The sequence below is a fragment of the Arthrobacter sp. V1I7 genome (assembly GCF_030817015.1).
GTDB lineage: Bacteria > Actinomycetota > Actinomycetes > Actinomycetales > Micrococcaceae > Arthrobacter.
Genome location: NZ_JAUSYS010000001.1, coordinates 3112735 through 3132328, shown reverse-complemented (window position 1 = coordinate 3132328; position 19594 = coordinate 3112735). Strand labels below are relative to the sequence as shown.

At 68.6% G+C, this 19594-nt stretch carries 18 protein-coding genes; 14 read left to right on the top strand and 4 right to left on the bottom strand.

Translation table 11 applies throughout. The features are described from left to right. Nucleotides 1-24: 24 nt before the first annotated feature. Nucleotides 25-288 (bottom strand): acyl-CoA carboxylase subunit epsilon, encoded by a 264-nt coding sequence (locus QFZ69_RS14445; protein WP_306919154.1) that lies wholly within the window; start codon nt 286-288, stop codon nt 25-27. Beyond that, nucleotides 285-1868, bottom strand: a complete 1584-nt coding sequence (locus QFZ69_RS14440; RefSeq protein WP_306919153.1) for an acyl-CoA carboxylase subunit beta — start codon at nt 1866-1868, stop codon at nt 285-287. Before QFZ69_RS14440 ends, QFZ69_RS14445 begins: the two co-directional genes overlap by 4 nt. A gap of 207 nt (nt 1869-2075) precedes the next feature. Here QFZ69_RS14440 and QFZ69_RS14435 point away from each other — a divergent pair, with 207 nt between their 5' ends. The 10 genes from QFZ69_RS14435 to QFZ69_RS14390 all read left to right on the top strand — a co-directional run bounded on the left by QFZ69_RS14435 (nt 2076) and on the right by QFZ69_RS14390 (nt 11836). Further along, complete coding sequence (locus QFZ69_RS14435; RefSeq protein ID WP_306919151.1) at nt 2076-2966, top strand: NAD(P)-dependent oxidoreductase; 891 nt, start codon at nt 2076-2078, stop codon at nt 2964-2966. Nucleotides 2967-3048: 82 nt separating this feature from the next. After that, nucleotides 3049-3993 carry a biotin--[acetyl-CoA-carboxylase] ligase gene (locus QFZ69_RS14430; RefSeq protein ID WP_306919149.1) on the top strand — a complete coding sequence of 315 codons (945 nt, stop codon included), beginning with the start codon at nt 3049-3051 and terminating at the stop codon, nt 3991-3993. Then, nucleotides 3986-4594 carry a PH domain-containing protein gene (locus tag QFZ69_RS14425; protein WP_307000200.1) on the top strand — a complete coding sequence of 203 codons (609 nt, stop codon included), beginning with the start codon at nt 3986-3988 and terminating at the stop codon, nt 4592-4594. Before QFZ69_RS14430 ends, QFZ69_RS14425 begins: the two co-directional genes overlap by 8 nt. Then, complete coding sequence (locus QFZ69_RS14420; RefSeq protein ID WP_306919145.1) at nt 4584-5969, top strand: adenylate/guanylate cyclase domain-containing protein; 1386 nt, start codon at nt 4584-4586, stop codon at nt 5967-5969. Before QFZ69_RS14425 ends, QFZ69_RS14420 begins: the two co-directional genes overlap by 11 nt. 124 nt (nt 5970-6093) lie before the next feature. Then, nucleotides 6094-6885 carry a PP2C family serine/threonine-protein phosphatase gene (locus QFZ69_RS14415; RefSeq protein ID WP_306919144.1) on the top strand — a complete coding sequence of 264 codons (792 nt, stop codon included), beginning with the start codon at nt 6094-6096 and terminating at the stop codon, nt 6883-6885. Between the two features lie 14 nt (nt 6886-6899). Then, nucleotides 6900-9212 (top strand): NAD-dependent DNA ligase LigA, encoded by a 2313-nt coding sequence (ligA, locus tag QFZ69_RS14410; protein WP_306919142.1) that lies wholly within the window; start codon nt 6900-6902, stop codon nt 9210-9212. After that, entirely contained in the window at nt 9209-10048 is an 840-nt protein-coding gene (locus QFZ69_RS14405; RefSeq protein ID WP_306919139.1) for an inositol monophosphatase family protein, read from the top strand. The genes ligA and QFZ69_RS14405 overlap by 4 nt, the downstream gene beginning before the upstream one ends. A 111-nt stretch (nt 10049-10159) precedes the next feature. After that, nucleotides 10160-10663 carry a GNAT family N-acetyltransferase gene (locus QFZ69_RS14400; RefSeq protein ID WP_306919137.1) on the top strand — a complete coding sequence of 168 codons (504 nt, stop codon included), beginning with the start codon at nt 10160-10162 and terminating at the stop codon, nt 10661-10663. 141 nt (nt 10664-10804) lie between these two features. Next, entirely contained in the window at nt 10805-11326 is a 522-nt protein-coding gene (locus tag QFZ69_RS14395) for a hypothetical protein (protein WP_306919136.1), read from the top strand. Between the two features lie 126 nt (nt 11327-11452). After that, nucleotides 11453-11836, top strand: coding sequence for a RidA family protein (locus QFZ69_RS14390; protein WP_306919133.1), 384 nt, complete (start codon nt 11453-11455; stop codon nt 11834-11836). On the opposite strand, the gene QFZ69_RS14385 is transcribed toward QFZ69_RS14390, so the two are convergent. Then, nucleotides 11833-12504: a response regulator gene (locus QFZ69_RS14385; protein ID WP_306919131.1), complete on the bottom strand. Its 672-nt coding sequence runs from the start codon at nt 12502-12504 to the stop codon at nt 11833-11835. The two genes, QFZ69_RS14390 and QFZ69_RS14385, sit on opposite strands and share 4 nt — an antisense overlap. Nucleotides 12505-12516: 12 nt before the next feature. Next, complete coding sequence (locus QFZ69_RS14380; protein WP_306919129.1) at nt 12517-14295, bottom strand: ATP-binding protein; 1779 nt, start codon at nt 14293-14295, stop codon at nt 12517-12519. A gap of 172 nt (nt 14296-14467) precedes the next feature. On the opposite strand from QFZ69_RS14380, the gene QFZ69_RS14375 reads away from it, so the two are divergent. The 4 genes from QFZ69_RS14375 (at nt 14468) to gatB (ending at nt 19581) form a co-directional block, all read left to right on the top strand. Further along, entirely contained in the window at nt 14468-15940 is a 1473-nt protein-coding gene (locus QFZ69_RS14375; protein ID WP_306919127.1) for a CitMHS family transporter, read from the top strand. A gap of 242 nt (nt 15941-16182) precedes the next feature. Beyond that, the gene (gene gatC / locus QFZ69_RS14370) at nt 16183-16479 is read left to right on the top strand and encodes an Asp-tRNA(Asn)/Glu-tRNA(Gln) amidotransferase subunit GatC (protein ID WP_175323093.1); all 297 of its coding nucleotides are present in this window, start codon (nt 16183-16185) and stop codon (nt 16477-16479) included. Between the two features lie 4 nt (nt 16480-16483). Beyond that, nucleotides 16484-18076: an Asp-tRNA(Asn)/Glu-tRNA(Gln) amidotransferase subunit GatA gene (gene gatA, locus QFZ69_RS14365; RefSeq protein ID WP_306919124.1), complete on the top strand. Its 1593-nt coding sequence runs from the start codon at nt 16484-16486 to the stop codon at nt 18074-18076. Then, nucleotides 18076-19581, top strand: coding sequence for an Asp-tRNA(Asn)/Glu-tRNA(Gln) amidotransferase subunit GatB (gene gatB, locus QFZ69_RS14360; protein WP_306919122.1), 1506 nt, complete (start codon nt 18076-18078; stop codon nt 19579-19581). The genes gatA and gatB overlap by 1 nt, the downstream gene beginning before the upstream one ends. The last annotated feature ends 13 nt before the right edge of the window (nt 19582-19594 follow it).

Genomic DNA, 19594 nt, shown 5'->3' with positions numbered 1-19594 from the left:
TATGTTCAGCCGTTCGGGGCGGGCTCAGCCGCGGCTGCGCTTCCACGCCCCGGGGCCGGGTTTCGGCGCCAGCTGCAGTTGCTGCCGCCGGAGCCAGTGCCGGACACTGGGCTTCGCCGGCGCCGCGGAATCGCCGTTGCCCAGGGACAGGACGACGGCGGTGAGCGCCGCCAGTTCCTCTGCCGTCGGCTCGCCCTTGACGACGGAGAGCCGCGGTTCGCCGGGGGCCTCGCCGCCCTTCGCGGCGTCCGCGACGGACTCGGCCGGGCTCTCGCTGGACTCCCTCACAGCGGGATGTTCCCGTGCTTCTTGGCGGGCAGGCTGGCGCGTTTGTCCCGCAGGGCGCGCAGGCCCTTGATGATCTGCACCCGCGTCTCGGACGGGGCGACGACGGCGTCCACGTAGCCGAGCTGGGCGGCCTGGTAGGGGTTGAGCAGCTCTTCCTCGTACTGCCGGATGACCTCGGCGCGCTTGGCCTCGACGTCGCCGCCATCCGCTGAGACGGCCGCCAGTTCGCGGCGGTAGAGGATGTTGACCGCACCCTGGGCGCCCATGACGCCGATCTGGGCGGTGGGCCAGGCCAGGTTCAGGTCCGCCCCGAGCTTCTTCGAGCCCATCACGATGTACGCTCCGCCGTAGGCCTTCCGGGTGATGACGGTCAGCTTGGGCACGGTGGCCTCGGCGTAGGCATAAAGCAGTTTGGCTCCGCGGCGGATGATGCCCTGGAACTCCTGGTCCTTGCCGGGCAGGAAGCCGGGCACATCAACGAGCGTGATGATGGGGATGTTGAAGGCATCGCAGTGCCGGACGAAGCGGGCGGCCTTTTCCGAGGCGGCGATATCCAGGGTCCCGGCAAACTGCATGGGCTGGTTGGCCACGATGCCCACCGTGTGGCCCTCCACCCGGCCGTAGCCGATCATCACGTTCGGGGCGTAGAGGGACTGCATCTCCAGGAAGTGCGCGTCGTCGACAATCTGTTCGACGACCTTGCGCATGTCGTAGGGCTGGTTGGCCGAGTCCGGGATGAGCGCGTCGAGGGCGAGGTCGTCGTCGTCGAGCTCCAGCTCCTGGGTGTGCTCCAGCACGGGGGCCTCGGCGAGGTTGTTGGAGGGCAGGAAGTCCAGGAGCTCTCGGACGAACTCGATGGCGTCCGTCTCGTCGGAGGCGAGGTAGGTGGAGGTGCCCGTGTTCGCGTTGTGCTGGCGGGCGCCGCCGAGGGTTTCCATGTCCACGTCCTCGCCGGTGACGGTCTTGATCACGTCCGGGCCGGTGATGAACATGTGCGAGGTCTTGTCCACCATGACCACGTAGTCGGTCAGGGCAGGGGAGTAGGCGGCGCCGCCGGCGGAGGGGCCCATGATGAGGGAGATCTGCGGCACCACGCCGGAAGCGTGGACGTTGTTGCGGAAAATGTCCGCGAACATCGCCAGCGACGCGACGCCTTCCTGGATCCGGGCGCCGCCGCCGTCGAGGATGCCCACGACCGGGCAGCCGTTGCGCAGCGCGAATTCCTGGACCTTGACGATCTTCTCGCCGTTCACCTGGCTCAGCGAGCCGCCGTACACGGAGAAGTCCTGGCTGTAGACCGCTACGGGCCGGCCGTCCACGGTGCCGTAGCCGGAGACGAGGCCGTCGCCGAGCGGCTTCTTCTTCTCCATGCCGAAGGCGGTGGAGCGGTGCACGGCCAGTGCGTCGAACTCGACGAAGGAACCGGCGTCCAGCAGCAGGTCGATGCGCTCGCGGGCGGTGTTCTTGCCGCGCGCATGCTGCTTCTCGATCGCTTCCGGGCCGGAGGGCTGCTCGGCACGGGCCTGGCGGTCGCGGAAGTCGGCAATCTTTCCCGCGGTCGTGGTCAGATCGTGGCTCATCAAGTTTCTCCGGCTCTGTTGCTGATAGTCGCTGGCCCAATACAGCGCGGGGACTTAAGTAGATTCCACACAAAGGCAGGGCCCTGGTGGCAAGTCTAGTGACGGTATCGGTCGATTCCGCTGTAGAAAACCTACAATTTTCCCTCGCTCCTGTCCCCGGTGCGCCAATGTTACTCACCGGTAACATGATTCGGCTAGAGTGTGCTCATGACTTCAAGCAATGATGCTTCGGGCGCCGCCGCAGGGCCCTACAAGGCCACCGGTTCCCTCCACGGCCGCACCATCCTGATCTCCGGAGGCAGCCGTGGCATCGGCCTGGCGATCGCCATCCGGGCCGCGCGGGACGGCGCCAACATTGTCCTGATGGCCAAGACCGGCCAGCCGCACGCCAGGCTGGAAGGTACCGTCTACTCCGCCGCGGAACAGATCGAGGCAGCAGGCGGGAAAGCGCTCCCGCTCGTCGGCGACGTGCGCCATGACGACGACGTCGCCGGCGCGGTTGCCGCCGCCGTCGAGCGCTTCGGCGGGATCGACGTCGTTATCAACAACGCCTCCGCGATCGACCTCGCAAAGACCGACGCTGTGGACATGAAGCGCTACGACCTCATGCAGGACATCAACGTGCGCGGCACCTTCCTGCTGTCGAAGCTAGCGCTGCCCGCGCTGCGCGAATCGGAGGCCGGGCACATCCTCACGCTGTCTCCGCCACTCAACCTGGACCCCAAATGGGCGGGCCTGCACCTGGCCTACACCATGGCCAAGTACGGCATGAGCCTGACGACCCTGGGCCTGGCCGAAGAACTCAAGGGGGACGGGATCAGCGTGAACTCGCTGTGGCCGTGCACCCTGATCGACACCGCCGCGATCAGGAACATGCCCGGCGGCGAGAAGATCGTCCGGGGAGCCCGGGGCCCACAGATCATGGCGGATGCGGCCCACGCGGTGCTCACCGGCGGCCACGCGAAGCCGGACTCCGGCAGCCGGAGCGGGAACTTCTACACCGATGAACAGGTCCTCGCCGCCGCCGGGGTCACCGACTTCACGCCGTACAGCCTCGGCGCCCCGGAGAACCGGCTGGCCCCTGACATCTTCCTCTGATTCTTCTGAGTGTTGTGCGGATTGCGGCTTCCGGCCGGGCGGCACCGGAGCCGCGGTGGCCGTTCCTCGGTAGGATTCAAACATGGAAGCCGCCCAGGAAACACCGGACCGTCCGCCCCTCGACGTCAACGCCCTCAGTGCTGAATCGTTCCTGGCCGCCAACGGCATCCCGCAACTCACCGTGGTGGAGTCCACCGGTTCCACAAACGCGGACCTGCTCCGCGGCGCCAGCGAGGATCCGGCGGCCTACCCGGACCTGACCGTACTCACCGCCGAATACCAGACCGCTGCCCGCGGACGGCTGGACCGCCGCTGGGAAGCCCCCGCCCGCGGCTCCGTGTCCGTCTCCCTCGTTCTCCGGCCCGTCAATGCCGAGGGCCGCCCGCTTCCGACCCAGAGCTATTCCTGGCTCTCGCTGCTCGCGGCGCTGGCTCTGCGCGAAGCACTGCTGGACACGGCAGGCATCCCCGCAGAACTTAAATGGCCCAATGACGTCCTGGTGCGCGGCCGGAAAATCGCCGGCATCCTGGCCCAACTTGGACCGCTGGAGGGCGGTGCCGTCCCGCCCGTGGTGCTCGGCGTCGGACTCAATGTCTCCCTCACTGCGGCCGAACTGCCCGTTCCCACCGCCACCTCCGTGCTGCTGGAACACCCGGCCACGGTGGACCGGACCGTGCTGTTGAAGAGCTACCTGTCGCGTTTCGCCACGCTGTACCGCAGCTTCTGCAACGCCGACGGCGACCCCGCCGCCGGGATGGCGGGCGGCCACTCGCTGCACAAGCGGGTCGAGGCCGTGCTGACCACGCTCGGCAAGCAGGTGCGCGCCCACCTCCCCGGCGACCATGAAATCATTGGCCATGCCTCGCGCCTGGATGACTACGGTTCCCTGATGGTGGTGGACTCCGGAGGCCACGAGCATGTCATCACGGCAGGGGACGTGGTGCATCTGCGGCCCTGGACGCCGCCCGGCGACGAGCCCGCGGGCCTCGAGGGCCGACCCGCCGGCGCCGAAAGCGGCTATGCGTAAGGAGCTTCTCCCGGGCGAGCAAGTGATTGCCGCGACCCGGCCCCAGCCCAGGATGCTGATCGTCCCGGCGCTGTTGTTCATTGCTGTTCCCGCCCTCACTGCCTATGCGTGCGCGTGGATCGTGAAAGGCGGGCCGGCCAAGCTGGTCCCGCTGGTCAGGCCCGAGTGGACGGCATGGCTTATTGGCGGTTGCGTGGTGCTGGCGGCCTGGGTGCTGCTTGGCTACTGCCTGCCGCGGGCGCTGACCTGGCACGCCACCCGGTACACGCTGACGAGCCAGCGCTTAGTTGCCCGTTACGGCATGCTACGGCGGCGCGATCAGCAGGTTTATCTGGCAGCCGTTCGAAATGTCGAGATCCGGCAGTCGTTGCTCCAACGCGTATTGCGTTCGGGGAATATATCCTTGGATACCGGGTACCCCTCCAGCACGGTGGTGCCCGACGTTCCGGAGGTCGCAACGTTCCGAAACTTCATACTCGAGGCCATCAATGAACTCCCGCAGGGTGGATTCAGGGCCGAGGGGACGATGCATCACCCTGAGGGCAGCCGGAACGGCGCCGAGCCGTGGGAGACGAGAGAAGGTGGAAGAGATGAGCGCTGAGAACGTCGACCAGGACACGGGACTCCTGGCCGAGGAGCCGTCGCACGTTGAAGACGCCGTCATTGAGTCCGCCTCACTCGAAGAAGCCGTCCTCGATTCCGTTGCCGCGAGCCGCGAGCAGGGCAACGACACCCCCACCGGCTTCACCGGTGGGGTTGGCGGTAGGCAGGCTGAAGAACCCGGCACGGCCGACGCCGACGCGGATGCCGACGACGCCGACGCTGCGGCCGACGACGACGCCGACGACGCCGACGCGGATTCCGAAGCCGACGACGCCGACGACGTCGACATCGCTGCCGCCGCGGCCGCGGCCGCACCGCCCACCGGTGCGATTTCCGCCGAACGCCTCGCCCTGAAGGCCCTGGAGCACCGGCTGCTGGGCGGGGAACGCAAACTCCGCCGCCGCGAGGTCGCGGCCGGGGCCGGGCTTTCACTGCTCTCCGCCCGGAAACTGTGGCGCGCCCTGGGCTTTCCCAACCTGGGCGACGAGGATGTCGCCTTCACCGAACGCGACCAGGCCGCACTGAACACCGTCGTGGACCTGGTCCGGTCCGGCAAGCTGACCGAGGAAGCCGCCATCTCCGTCACCCGGGCCATCGGCCAGATGACCGACCGCATGGTGGTGTGGCAGGTCGAGGCGCTGGTGGAGGACCTGGTCCACCAGCAGGGCGTTCCCGACTCCGTGGCCCGCAAGCGCCTGGTCAGCGAGTTGCCCTCCCTGGTGGATGCCCTGGAAGAGATGCTGGTCTACTCCTGGCGCCGCCAGCTCAACGCCGGCGTCCAGCGCCTGGCCGTGCGGGCCGAGGCCGGGCTCCAGTCCAGCGAGGAAGGCCGCGAAGGGGACGAGGACGACGCCCCGTTGCCGCTTGCCCGCGCCGTGGGTTTCGCCGACCTGGTTTCCTACACGAGCCTGTCCCGCCGCATGAACGAAAAAACGCTCGCCCAGCTGGTGCAACGCTTCGAAAACAAGTGCGCCGAAATCATCTCCGTCGGCGGCGGCCGCCTCGTCAAGACCGTGGGCGACGAAGTCCTCTACATTGCCGAAACACCCGCGGCCGGCGCCGAGATTTCGCTCGCCCTGTGCCAGGCCTTCACCGAAGACGAGATCCTGCCGCAGGCCCGGGTCGCCATGGTGTGGGGCCGCATCCTGTCCCGGCTGGGGGACATCTACGGCCCGACCGTCAACCTGGCGGCACGGCTCACGGCGCTGGCGGATCCGGGAACGGTCCTCGTGGACTCGATGACCGCCGCCGCCCTGGGACGGGATGAACGCTTCGTCCTCCTCCCGCGCCCCGCAGAAGACGTCCGTGGCTTCGGCGAGATCCACCCGGTAAAACTGCAGCGCGGCAGCGGCCGGGGCCTGGTCCTGGATTAACCCCTGCCGGCAGTGCACGCCAGGGCCGGGCAGCGTCCCGCCCATGGCCAGGGGCGCAGTACGGTGGACACCGTCCCGATCCCGGGTAGTATCCCCGTAACGCAGCCTTCTACCTAGGACAGGCATGAAACCACAACCGGCCGCCGTTCCCTCCGCCCTGCGGCTCATTGCCGGCTACGGCACCGACCGCGGACTGCGCCGGGAGATGAACGAGGATTCCTTCATCGCCGCCGACCCGGTCTTCGCCGTCGCCGACGGCATGGGCGGGCACGAGGCCGGCGAGATTGCCAGCGACATCTGCGTCCGCACCCTCGCCGCGATGCCCCAGCTGGCGAGCGGCGGCCGCGACGCCACGGCCGGCGTCGTGCAGGAGTACCTGCTGAGCGCCGACCAAAGTATCCGGGAGGCAACCGGATCCCGGGCCGGAACCACCCTGGCCGGCGTGGTGGTGGTGGAGCAGCTGGGCATGCCGTACTGGCTGGTGTTGAACATCGGGGACTCCCGGACCTACCGGTTCAGCCAGGGCAGTCTCAGCCAAATCAGCGTGGACCATTCCGAAGTGCAGGAACTGGTGGACGCGGGCCAGATCAGCAGGGCCGAGGCGGCTGTGCATCCGCGCCGCCACGTGGTCACGCGAGCCCTGGGCACCGGATATGAGACCGAGGCGGATTTCTGGCTCCTGCCCGTCGAGGACGGGGACCGGATGCTGGTCTGCTCCGACGGACTCAACGGCGAGCTCGACGACGAGCAGATCGCCGGCATCCTCGCCGCCGAAGCCGACCCGCAGGCGGCTGTCGACGAACTCATCCAGGCGGCCCTGCGCTGCGGCGGACGGGACAACGTCACCTGCATAGTGGTGGACGCCACCAACGTTCCGGCTGCCGACGACGGTGTCCACACAGCACCCCGGATGTAGGGCAGGATAGGTCTGTGAGCACAGGGAACACTGAAACCGACGCCCAAAGCCCCGCCGGGGAGCAGGTCCCCTCCGGGGCCGTGCGCGAGGAGTACGAGGACCTCGTGGAACAGGTCCGCCGGCACCGGTTCGCGTACTACCAGGAGGACGCGCCGACCATTTCCGACGCCGAATTCGACGAGCTCTTCCGGCGCCTGGAAACGCTCGAGGCACTGCACCCCGAACTCGTCGCCAACGATTCGCCCACGCAGGAGGTGGGCGGTGAGGTGTCGGCGGCGTTTGCCGCCGTCCAACACCTGCAGCGCATGTACAGCCTCGAGGACGTCTTTTCGCTCGAAGAACTGGAGGCCTGGATCACCAAGGCCGAGGCCGGCATCGCCAAGCTCGGGAACGGGACGCCGTCCTGGCTGACCGAGCTCAAGATCGACGGGCTGGCAGTCAACCTGCTGTACCGCGACGGCGAACTGGTCCGCGCCGCCACCCGCGGCGACGGCACGACGGGTGAGGACATCACGCACAACGTCCTGACCATCAAGGAAATCCCGCAGCAACTCAGCGGTGAGGGCTTTCCGGCGGAGATGGAGGTCCGCGGCGAGGTCTTTATCCCCTCCGAGGCGTTCGCGGAATTCAACGAAGCCCTGATCGAGGCCGGCAAGGCGCCGCTGGCGAACCCACGCAACGCCGCCGCCGGATCGCTGCGCCAGAAGGACCCCGCGGAAACCGCTAAACGACCGCTGCGGATGTACGTGCACGGCATCGGCGCCCGCGAAGGCCTGGCAACCGTCAGCCAGTCCGATACCTACCGCCAGCTCGCCGAGTGGGGACTGCCTACCAGCCCGTACGTCGAGGTCCTGCCGGGGCTGAAGGACGTGCTGGAGTTCATCCAGCGCTACGGGGACAAGCGGCACAGCCTTACCCATGAGATTGACGGCATCGTGGTCAAGGTGGACGACTTCGCCACGCAGCGGGCGCTCGGCTACACCACCCGCGTGCCGCGCTGGGCCGTGGCCTATAAATATCCGCCGGAGGAAGTCCACACCAAGCTGCTGGACATCGCCGTCAACGTCGGCCGCACCGGCCGCGTCACGCCCTTTGGCGTCATGGAGCCGGTCAAGGTCGCCGGCTCCACGGTGGAAATGGCCACCCTGCACAACCAGGAAGTCGTCAAGGCCAAAGGCGTCAAGATCGGTGACATCGTGGTGCTGCGCAAGGCCGGGGACGTCATCCCCGAGATCGTCGGTCCGGTGCTGGCCCTCCGGGACCAGCAGCATCCGCCGGTCCGGGACTTCGTGATGCCCACCGAATGCCCCGCCTGCGGCACGCCCCTGGCGCCGGCGAAAGAGGGGGATGTGGATATCCGCTGCCCCAACTCCCGCTCCTGCCCGGCGCAGCTGCGCGAACGCGTGTTCCACCTAGCCGGCCGCGGCGCCTTCGACATCGAGGCCCTCGGCTGGGAAGCCGCCATCGCCCTCACCCAGCCGGCGGAGCCGGAGACCCCGCCGCTGACCACGGAGGCGACGCTGTTCCGGCTGAAGCCCGAAGACCTCGCTGCCGTGCGCATCCGGCGCGAAAAGCGCAGCAAGGGTGTGCCCACCGGCGAGTTCGAGCTGGTGCCGTACTTCTACAGCAAGGGCACCGCGAAGACTCCGTCCAAACCGACGGCGACCACCGAAAAACTCTTCCGGGAACTGGAAAAGGCCAAGACGCAGCCGCTCTGGCGCGTCCTGGTGGCGCTGTCCATCCGGCACGTCGGGCCGCGGGCCTCCCGCGCGCTCGCAACCGCGTTCGGGACCATGGACGCCATCCGGCAGGCGTCCGAGGAGGAGCTGGCCCACGTCGACGGCGTCGGTCCGGTCATCGCGCAGGCCCTCACCGAATGGTTCACCGAGGACTGGCACCGCGAGATCGTCGACAGCTGGGCCGCCGACGGCGTCCGGATGGAAGACGAACGGGACGCGTCCATGCCCCGGACCCTGGAAGGTCTCACCATCGTGGTCACCGGAAGCCTCGAGGGCTTCAGCCGGGACGAGGCGAAGGAAGCCATCCTGATCCGCGGCGGCAAAGCGTCCGGTTCGGTCTCGAAGAAGACGGACTACGTGGTGGCCGGCGAGAACGCAGGGACCAAACTGGACAAGGCCGAACAGCTCGGCGTGCCCGTCCTGGACGAGGACGGCTTCCGCGCCCTGCTGGCCGGTGGTCCGGCCAGCGGCCCGGCCGGCAGTACCGGCGTTCCGGGCGGGTCAGCAGGCGCCGCGGAGCCGGAAGACGCCGGCGACGGCGCCCGCGAGGACAACGGGGAGGACCACCAGGAAGCGGTGTCCGTATGAGTGCCGTCCCGGGTGGGGCCGATTCCGGTCCGGAGCTGGGCGCACTGCTCGAATTGGCTCAGGCGGCCGCGGCGGCCGGGGCCGCGGTTCTGGCGGGCCGGAGCGCGGCCGAACTCGCGGTCAGCAACAAGGGCGACGCGGGGGACTGGGTGACAGCGTTCGACCTCGCCGCGGAGAAAGCCGTCCTCGCGGTGCTTAGCGCTGCCCGGCCGCGGGACATCATCACCGGAGAAGAGGGCGGCACCGTCCTGCCCGACGACGCCAGCGGCTACCGCTGGTCCGTCGATCCGCTGGACGGCACCACCAACTTCATCCGCAACATCGTCTACTACGGCACCTCGGTGGCCGTGGCGGATCCCGACGGCGTCTGGCTGGCCGGCGTCGTCAACGCCCCGGCACTGGGGCGGAGCTACTACGCGTCCCGCGGCCGGGGGGCCTGGCTTGACCATGACGGCCGGCAGACACAGCTGTTCGGACCGGTCCCCGGGCGCAGCGGGCAGATCCTGGCCACGGGTTTCAACTACGACCCCGAGGTCCGCGCCGAACAGGCAGGCGGCCTGGGCAGCCTGATGGAGGGCTTCGCCGACGTGCGCCGACTCGGCTCCGCGGCCCTGGACCTCTGCCTCGTGGCGGAGGGCACCCTCGATGCCTTCGGCGAACGCGGCCTCAATGAACACGACTTCGCCGCCGGCGCCCTGATCGCCGAGGAGGCAGGCTGCTGGGTCCGCCGGCCCCGGCTGACCAGCCCGTTGGCCGGCGGTCCCTCGGACGACGAACGCCTGGCGGCCTGGACCTGCGCCGGAAGCCTGGAATTCTCCGGCAAGTTCCCGCTCTGAGCGCCCTCGCGGCTGGACGCAACTGCCTCGCGGCCGGGCGGTACTGATAGTTCAGTCACGGAAACCACCATTCCAAGGGCTCCCTGCAGCGTCCGCCCGTACCATGGACAGGTGCCTTCGCAGATCCGCATCCGCCCCGCCGTTCCGGCCGATTTCGACGCCATAGCGTGCATCACCCGGGACGCCTACCTGGCCGCGGGCTACTTCGAGAGCGCCGAGCACCCGTACATGCGGCAGATCCAGGACGTCGCCCGACGGGCCGCGCAAGCGACGATCTGGGTCGCGGAGCGGAACGGCGTGATCGTGGGTTCCGTAACGCTCGCCGTCGCGGGAGAGCCCTACGCCGACATTGCCCGGAGCGACGAACTGGAGTTCCGCATGCTCGTGGTGGACCCGGCCGTCCAGCGCAGCGGCGCCGGGCTGGCCATGGTCCGCGCCATCCTCGAGCACGGCAGGTCCCTGCCCGGAATCCGTGCCGTCGCCCTCACCACGGGGATGACCTGGGAAAGCGCGCACGGGCTCTATGCGAAAACCGGATTCGTGCGGGTGCCCGAACGGGACTGGCTGGTGCCCGACACCGAGATCAAACTGCTCGTTTACCGCCAGGAGCTGTAAGAGAGCTGCCGCTGGACTGCCGATCGACCGGCACCGTAGACCTGCGGCCCGGAGAGATGAACACCCCGGAAGGCCAGTCGACGTGCGGTAGGGTTTTGCTCAACCGACCCGCTCAGGCAACAGACACACCCTGGAGGTTCCATGGCCCCGCACATCCCCGGCTCGATCGACGCAAAGCTCCTCGGCCTTTACCTGTCCGACCACCTGACCGGCGCAACCGCCGGAGTCTCCCGGATCCAGCGGATGACCGAGGCATACGCCGACACTCCGGTATCGGCGGACATCGCACGCGTCAGCGCCCAAATCGAACATGAGCGGGACCTGCTGCAGGGCCTGATCCGGGACCTGGGGGTGCGGCAGCGGCCGCACCGGCAAGCTGCGGCATGGCTGGCGGAACATGCCGGGCGGCTCAAGCTCAACGGTCGGATTGTCCGGCGTTCTCCGATGACCATGGTCCTGGAGGCGGAGCTGATGCGCGCCGCGGTCCTGGGAAAACTTGGCGGCTGGGAGACCCTCGAAGAGCTGGCGCCGGACCTCGGGCTGGACCGGGCCACCTTCCGGAAACTCGGCGACGATGCCCGGGGCCAGGTTGAAGCTTTGGGACGCGTCCACGAACACGCCCGCCGGAACGCCTTCCGCCGGCACGGGGACATCACCACCTGACCCACCCCTGACCGTACCGGTCCCGCACGGACCCCGCCCTGACACAAAGCCACCGGTTTTGGCGGCGGTACCGCCTTGCGACCTAGAGTGGTGCCGGCTCCCCCGTCCACCGCGAAAGGCAAGACAATGCGCAAGACATTCGGCACCGGCTCCGTCTGGGAACAAAAGCTCGGCTACTCCCGTGCGGTCCAGGTGGACAACACGCTCTACATCTCCGCTACGGCCGCCAGCGGCGAGGACGGCGTCGTCGGGGATGACTTCTACACCCAGACCCGGTACATCCTGGACAAGCTCGGGGCCGTGCTGGCCGATGCAGGCTTCGGCTACGCCGACGTCGTGCAGTCGAAGCTGTACCTGACGGACATCAGCCAGTGGGAGGAAGCCGGACGCGCCCATGGCGAGGTGTTCGGTGACATCCGCCCCACGCTGGCCCTGGTCCATGTGCTGCCGTTCCTCGACGCCAAGATGCTGGTCGAGATCGAACTGGTTGCCCAGAAGGGCGCCAGCTAGCCGCCCGTGCGGGCCGGCAGTCCATAGCGGTGCTCGGGCCGTCCGGTGGTGCCGTAACGCAACTGGATGTCGACGGCGCCGTCGTCCGCCAGTGACGACAGGTAGCGCTGGGCCGTCGCCCGGGACACGCCCACCCGGGTGGCGACCTCGGCCGCCGAATACTGTTCCCCCGGTTCCAGCGATTCCAGCACGGCCGCCTCGGTGGCGGACCGGGGCTTGGCCGAGGCGATGACGTCCCCCGGGATCAGGGCGCGCTTGGCCCGTTCCACCGTCTCCTGGCTGACCGACCCGGGCTGGGCCAGGATCCGCCGGTAGCGGGCGTAGGAGCGGAGCAGCTGCGAGAGGGATTCGGCCGTGAACGGCTTGAGCAGGTAGCCGAGCGCCCCGCGCCGGAAGGCGAGCCGGAGGGACGCCGTGTCCGAGGCCGCGCTGAGGATCATGGTGTCCACATCCAGCTGGCGCAGCAGGTCCAGGCCCGACGCGTCCGGCAGGTACACGTCCAGTAGGATCAAATCCGGGCGCAGGCTGTGGATGGCCTGCAGCGCCAGGGAAGCAGAACCGGCCGGGGGCAGCGCCAGGAACCCCGCCACCGAATCAACATAGGCCGCGTGCAGCTTGGCGACGTGGAAATCATCATCCACAATCAGCACGCGGAAGTCGTCAGACATCATTGTCCCTTTTCATCGGGGTCCTTTTTCATCCGGGTCCTTTCGGAAGTTTTCAGCGGGTCCGGGGCTGCCGTTCCGGCGGGCCGAGGCCCCGGTCGACGTCGTTCCCGGCAGGGTCGCCATGAACACCGCCCCGGGGCCGCCGGGGGAGCCGCGCTCCAGCACCCGCACATCCCCGCCGCGGCGGCGTGCCAGCTGGCGGGCGAGGGCCAGCCCCAGTCCCTGCCCGGCGCCCGCCCGGACCGGCCGTTCCGACGTCGTGAAGCCTTCGGTGAACACGTCGTCCCGGCCCGCCCCTCCGGACGCCGCTGCCGGCAGCCCGTCGCCGGAGTCCCCGACGACGATGTGCAAGGTCCCCGGTCCGGCGGTCGTACCGCCTTCACCGGGTCCGTCCAGCACCTCCACCTCCACCCAGCGCTCGGCGGCCGAGCCGGCGACAGCGGCGTTCACCGCGTTGTCGATCAGGTTTCCGAGGACGGTGGTGACCTCCTGCGGCTCGGTGACCTGGCCCCGGACCAGGGTTTCCGGGCCCAGCCGCAGGTTTACGCCGCGCTCGTCGGCCTCCACGCCCTTGGCCCCGAGGAACGCCTGCAGGTAGGGGTCTTGGAGCAGCTCGGCCTGGTCCACCGGAAACTTCAGCGGTCCAGTGGCCGCCAGCCGGGCCACGTACTCGCGCGCCTGCTGGTGTTGCCCGATGCTCATGAATCCGGCGATCGTGTGCAGCTGGTTGGCGAATTCGTGGCGCTGGGCCCGAAGCGCGGTGGACATGGTGCCGACGGCGTCGAGCTGGCGCGTGAGCTGCTGGAGTTCGGTGCGGTCCCGGAGCATGACCACCCAGCCGAGGTCCTCCCGGCCGTGCAGCGCCTTGCGCGCGCTCGCCACCAGGACCCGGGCGCCGGCCACGAACTCCACAGCATCGCCCTCCGCGGCATCGGCGCGGGTCAGGGCCTTGAGCCGGGCCGGGACCGGGGCGGCGGCCCACGCTGTTCCGGCCAGATCCGGCCTGCCCAGGAGGCGCTGGGCCGCGGTGTTGAAGACGCTGATCCGCCCATCCGCGGAGACGCCGATGACGCCGTCGTCCACGCCCTGGAGGACGGCCACCTGGTCATGGACCAGCGTGCTGATCTCCTCCGGTTCCAGGCCCAGTGTGAGCCGCTGCAGGCGGCGGCGCAGCAGGAAGGAGGCGAGCACCCCGGCGAGCAGGGCCCCGGCGGCGGTCAGGGCTATGGGGATGATGTCCCGAGCGAGGCTCTGGCCTATGGTTTCCGTGGAGTAGCCCACGCTGACCTCGCCGATCACCGCCTCCGAGCCCGGGGCGAACACCGGGACCTTGGCGCCGGCGGAAGGTCCCAGGGTCCCGGTGTTCCGGGTCGTGACCTCCCTGCCGGCCAGTGCCTCGGAGGGGTCCGTGCTGACCCGTTCGCCCAGCCGCCCGGCGTCGGGGTGGGCCAGCCGCAGCCCGGTCTCATCGGTGATGACAACGAACAACGCCCCGGTTCGGGTGCGCGCCCCCTCGGCAGTGGCCATCAGGGGACCGGCCAGAAGCTCGGGCGCCGGGGGAGCGCCGGGCAGCGCGCTGATCTGCTGCACCTCCGCCCGCACCTCGGGGTCCGAGGCCACGGTCCGGGCCAGCGTCAGGGCCTGGTTCTCGGCCTCACGGCCCAGCCGCTCGTAGGTCAGCCAGGCATGGACGGCCGCGCTGAGGAGGACGACGAGCGCCACAACGCCCAGCTGCAGCAGGAGGGTCTGGGTGGAGAAACGCAGGGGAGTCCGGCCAGTCGGGCGCGTCACGGCGGTCCTCCTTCTCCGGGTCTTCGAAACCGGTGAGCAAAATGAGCAAAATGCTTCCAATAAGCAGTATGCCAATCAATTGAGCCAAAGGCACCGCCGTGACAGGGGCCACTCTAACGTCTGTAGTACGCATCACACCGGGGTGGTGCCGAACACATAGAAGGAGCCGGCCGTGCTGGTATTACTAGGATTCGCCATGATCGCGGTATTCATGGTGCTGATCATGACGAAGAAGCTGACGCCGGTGCTGGCGCTCATCATCGTCCCCACCGTCTTCGGACTTTTCGCCGGCGCCGGTCTCGGCATCGGCCCCATGGTCATGGACTCCATGAAGTCGATGACGTCCACCGCAGCCCTGCTGATGTTCGCCATCATCTACTTCGGCTTGATGATCGACGTCGGGCTCTTTGACCCCCTGGTCCGGTTCATCCTGCGCAAGCTCGGCAACGACCCCGCCAAGGTGGTCCTCGGCACCGCCATCCTCGCAGCGGCAGTGTCTCTCGACGGCGACGGCTCCACAACCTTTATCCTCACCACCGCGGCCATGCTGCCGGTCTACCTGCGCCTCAAGATGAGCCCCGTGGTCCTGACCTGCGTGGCGGGCCTGGCCAACGGCACCATGAACATCCTGCCGTGGGGCGGCCCCACCGCCCGTGCAGCAACCGCGCTGAAGCTCGACGTCAACGATGTCTTCGTTCCGATGATCCCCTCGCTGATCACCGGCCTCGTGGTCGTATTCGTCTTCGCCTGGCTGCTGGGCTTGCAGGAGCGCAACCGGCTCCGCGCCACCGCTCCGGAGATCTGGGGCGGGGGCGTTGAGTTCGACGGCGGCTCTTCCCGCACCGGCAACGGCACCGGCCGCTTCGGTTTCGGACGCCAGGGTTCCACCCCTGCCGGCGGCACCCCCACCGCCGGGCTCCCCGCAGGTGGCGGCTCGGTCGCTGTCCTGGAACGCACCGAGGAGCTCGTGGACGAGCGCGATTCCGCAATGGCGGACACCGCACTGGACCCCAACCGAAAGACACTGCGTCCCAAGCTGTTCTGGTTCAACCTCGGCCTGACGGTTGCAGTCATGGTGACGCTCGTCGCCAACGTCGTCCCGCTCCCGTTCGTCTTCATGGTGGGTTCCGCCATCGCCCTGCTGGTCAACTTCCCGAAGGTCAAGGACCAGGGTGCCCAGCTGATCGCCCACGCACCGTCGATCGTCGCCGTCGTCAGCATGGTTATGGCCGCCGCCGTCCTCACCGGTGTCCTGAACGGCACGGGCATGGTCAAGGCCATGTCGGAGTGGCTGGTCCAGATCATTCCGGCTGACATGGGCCCGTTCATGGCCATCATCACCGGCGTGCTGAGCATCCCGATGACGTTCTTCATGAGCAACGACGCCTTCTACTTCGGCGTCCTGCCGGTCCTCAGCGAGACCGCGGCACACTACGGCGTCAGCGCCGCGGACATGGCCCGGGCCTCCATCACCGGCCAGCCCTTCCACCTGCAGAGCCCGCTGGTCCCCGCCATCCTGCTCCTGGTCTCCCTCGCCAAGGTGGACCTCGGCGACCACCACAAGAAGGTCCTCTGGCGCACCGCCGTCATCTCTCTGGTCATGCTGGCCACCGGAGTCCTCACCGGAGCCATCGGCATCGGCTAACCAAACCCCCGGCGCACCACCAGAAAATACAACGAGACTGTCGGATCCGGAGATTTTCCGGACCCGACAGTCTCGTTTGGTGAGGGAGGCTCGACGGCGACGGGACGGACATCCTGCAAGCTGCGTCTAAGCGAGGAACGAGCGAGCAGCCAAAGGATCGTCCGGCCTCGCGACGGACGGCGGCAGGGCATTCAGACACGTAGACTGGGACGGAAAATAATCCGAACTTGCAGGGGAGATCCATGGCTGCGATCAACCGCGACGACGTCGCGCATCTCGCGCGTCTCGCGCACATCGAGATGAGTGCTGAAGAGCTGGACAGGATGGCCGGCGAACTCGCCGTCATCGTTGATTCAGTGAAGTCCGTCAGTGAAGCCGCCGGTGATGACGTCCCGGCCACATCCCACCCGATTCCGCTGACCAATGTGTTCCGCGAAGACGTCGTGGGCCACACCTTCACGGCCGAGCAGGCACTGTCCGGCGCCCCCGACGCGTACGAAGGCCGTTTCAAGGTCCCGGCAATCCTGGACGAGGACTAAGAACATGACTGAAACCAACTCCGAACTGATCCGCTCCTCCGCCGCGCAGCTGGCCGGGAAGCTCGCCGCCCGCGAGGTCTCCGCCGTCGAGGTCACCCAGGCGCACCTGGACCGCATCGCCGCCGTCGACGGGAAGGTCCACGCCTTCCTGCACGTCAACACCGATGAGGCGCTCGCCGTCGCCGCCGAGGTGGACGCCATCCGCGCCGCCGGCGGTGCCGCCGCCGCCGAGCTGCACTCCCTCGCCGGCGTGCCGATTGCGGTCAAGGACCTCATCGTCACGGTCGGCCAGCCCACCACCGCCGGCTCGAAAATCCTCGAGGGCTGGCACAGCCCCTACGACGCCACCGTGGTCAAGCGCCTGCGCGCCGCGAAGATGCCGATCCTGGGCAAGACCAACCTGGACGAATTCGCGATGGGCTCCTCCACCGAGCACTCCGCCTACGGCCCCACGCGCAACCCCTGGGACCTGGACCGCATCCCCGGCGGCTCGGGCGGTGGCTCCGCAGCCGCCGTGGCCGCCTTCGAAGCGCCGCTGGCCCTCGGCACCGACACCGGCGGGTCCATCCGCCAGCCGGGCGCCGTCACCGGCACCGTCGGCGTCAAGCCCACCTACGGCGGCGTCTCCCGCTACGGCGCGATCGCCATGGCCTCCTCGCTGGACCAGATCGGCCCGGTGTCCCGCACGGTGCTCGACTCCGCCCTGCTGCACCAGGTCATCGGCGGGCACGATCCGCACGATTCCACCTCACTGCCGGACCCGTTGGAGGACCTCGTCGCGGCCGCCCGGACCGGCAACGTGGACGGCATGAAGATCGGCATCATCAAGGAGCTCCACGGCGAGGGCTACCAGGCCGGCGTCGAGAACCGCTTCAACGAATCCCTTGAGCTGCTCAAGGCCGCGGGCGCCGAAATCGTCGAGGTCTCCTGCCCCAACTTCAAGTACGCGCTGGGCGCCTACTACCTGGTCATGCCCTCCGAGGCGTCCTCCAACCTTGCCAAGTTCGACGGCGTCCGGTACGGCCTGCGGGTCCTGCCCGAAGACGGTCCGATGACGATCGAGCGCGTCATGGGGGCCACCCGCGCCGCCGGCTTCGGCGACGAGGTCAAGCGCCGGATCATCCTGGGCACCTACGCCCTGAGCGCCGGCTACTACGACGCCTACTACGGCTCGGCCCAGAAGGTGCGCACGCTGATCCAGCGCGACTTCGACGCCGCCTTCGCCAAGGCGGACGTCCTGATCTCCCCGACGGCCCCCACCACGGCCTTCAAGCTCGGCGAGAAGCTCAACGACCCGCTGGCCATGTACCTCAACGACGTCGCCACCATCCCCGCCAACATGGCAGGGGTCCCCGGTCTGTCCCTGCCCGGCGGCCTGGCCGACGAGGACGGACTGCCGGTCGGCATCCAGCTGCTGGCCCCGGCCCGCCAGGACGCCCGGCTCTACCGCGTCGGTGCCGTGCTGGAGTCCCTGCTCGAGGCACAGTGGGGCGGGCCGCTGCTGGACAAGGCGCCTTCACTGACGGCCCCAACACTGGACGATTCTGCACCGGCGGTCGCTGCTGGCGCCCCGGCAAGCCACGGAGGTTCCCACTAATGACTGACGCAACCCTGAGCTTTGAAGAGGCGATGGAGAAGTACGATCCGGTCCTGGGCTTCGAGGTCCACGTGGAGCTCAACACCAGGACCAAGATGTTCTCCTCCGCGCCCAACGTCTTCGGCGATGAGCCCAACACCAACGTCAATGAGGTGGACCTCGGCATGCCCGGCGTGCTGCCGGTGGTGAACAAGACCGCGATCGAGTCCTCGATCAAGATCGGCCTGGCGCTCAACTGCACGATCGCCGAGTACTGCCGCTTCGCCCGGAAGAACTACTTCTACCCGGACACCCCGAAGAACTTCCAGACCTCCCAGTACGACGAACCCATCGCGTACGACGGCCACCTGGACGTCGAGCTCTCCGACGGCACGGTCTTCCGCGTCGAGATCGAACGCGCCCACATGGAGGAGGACGCCGGCAAGCTGACCCACATGGGCGGCGCCACCGGCCGCATCCAGGGCGCGGACTACTCCCTCGTGGACTACAACCGCTCCGGCGTGCCGCTGGTCGAAATCGTCACCAAGCCCATCCAGGGCGCCGGCAGCCGTGCCCCCGAACTGGCCAAGGCCTACGTCGCCGCGGTCCGCGAAATCGTCAAGAACCTCGGCGTCTCGGACGCCAGGATGGAACGCGGCAACGTCCGCTGCGACGCCAACGTCTCGCTCCGCCCGTACGGCCGCGAACGCTTCGGCATCCGCTCCGAGACGAAGAACGTCAACTCGCTGCGCGCCGTCGAACACGCCGTCCGCTACGAGATCCAGCGGCACGCCGCGGTGCTGGACTCCGGCGAGCCGGTCATCCAGGAAACCCGGCACTGGCACGAGGACACGCGCACCACGACGTCCGGCCGGGCCAAGTCCGACGCCGACGACTACCGCTACTTCCCGGAACCGGACCTGGTGCCGATCACCGCGTCCCGCGAGTGGGTCGAGGAACTGCGCGCCACCCTGCCCGAGCCGCCGGCCGCCCGCCGCAAGCGCCTGCAGGCCGACTGGGGCTACTCGGACCTCGAGTTCCGCGACGTCGTCAACGCCGGCGTGATGGACGAGATCGAGGAAACCATCGCCGCCGGCGCCACGCCCACGGTGGCCCGCAAATGGTGGATGGGCGAGATCGTCGGACGGGCCAAGAACGCCGACGTCGATCCCGGCCAGCTCGGTGTCGCACCGGCCACCATAGTGGAATTGAACCGGATGGTCGAGGACGGCAAGATCAACAACAAGATGGCCACCGAGGTCCTCGACGGCGTGCTCGCCGGCGAAGGCACCCCGGCGGAGATCGTGGCGCAGCGCGGCCTCGCCGTGGTCTCCGACGACGGCCCCCTGCTGGAGGCCATCGATGCGGCCCTCGCCGCGCAGCCCGGCGTCGCGGACAAGATCCGCGGCGGCAAGGTCCAGGCGATCGGCGCGATCGTGGGCGGGGTCATGAAGGCCACCCGCGGCCAGGCCGACGCCGGCCGGGTCCGCGAGCTGATCCTGGCGAAACTGGGAGTGGAAGGCTGACGAACCCGCGTAG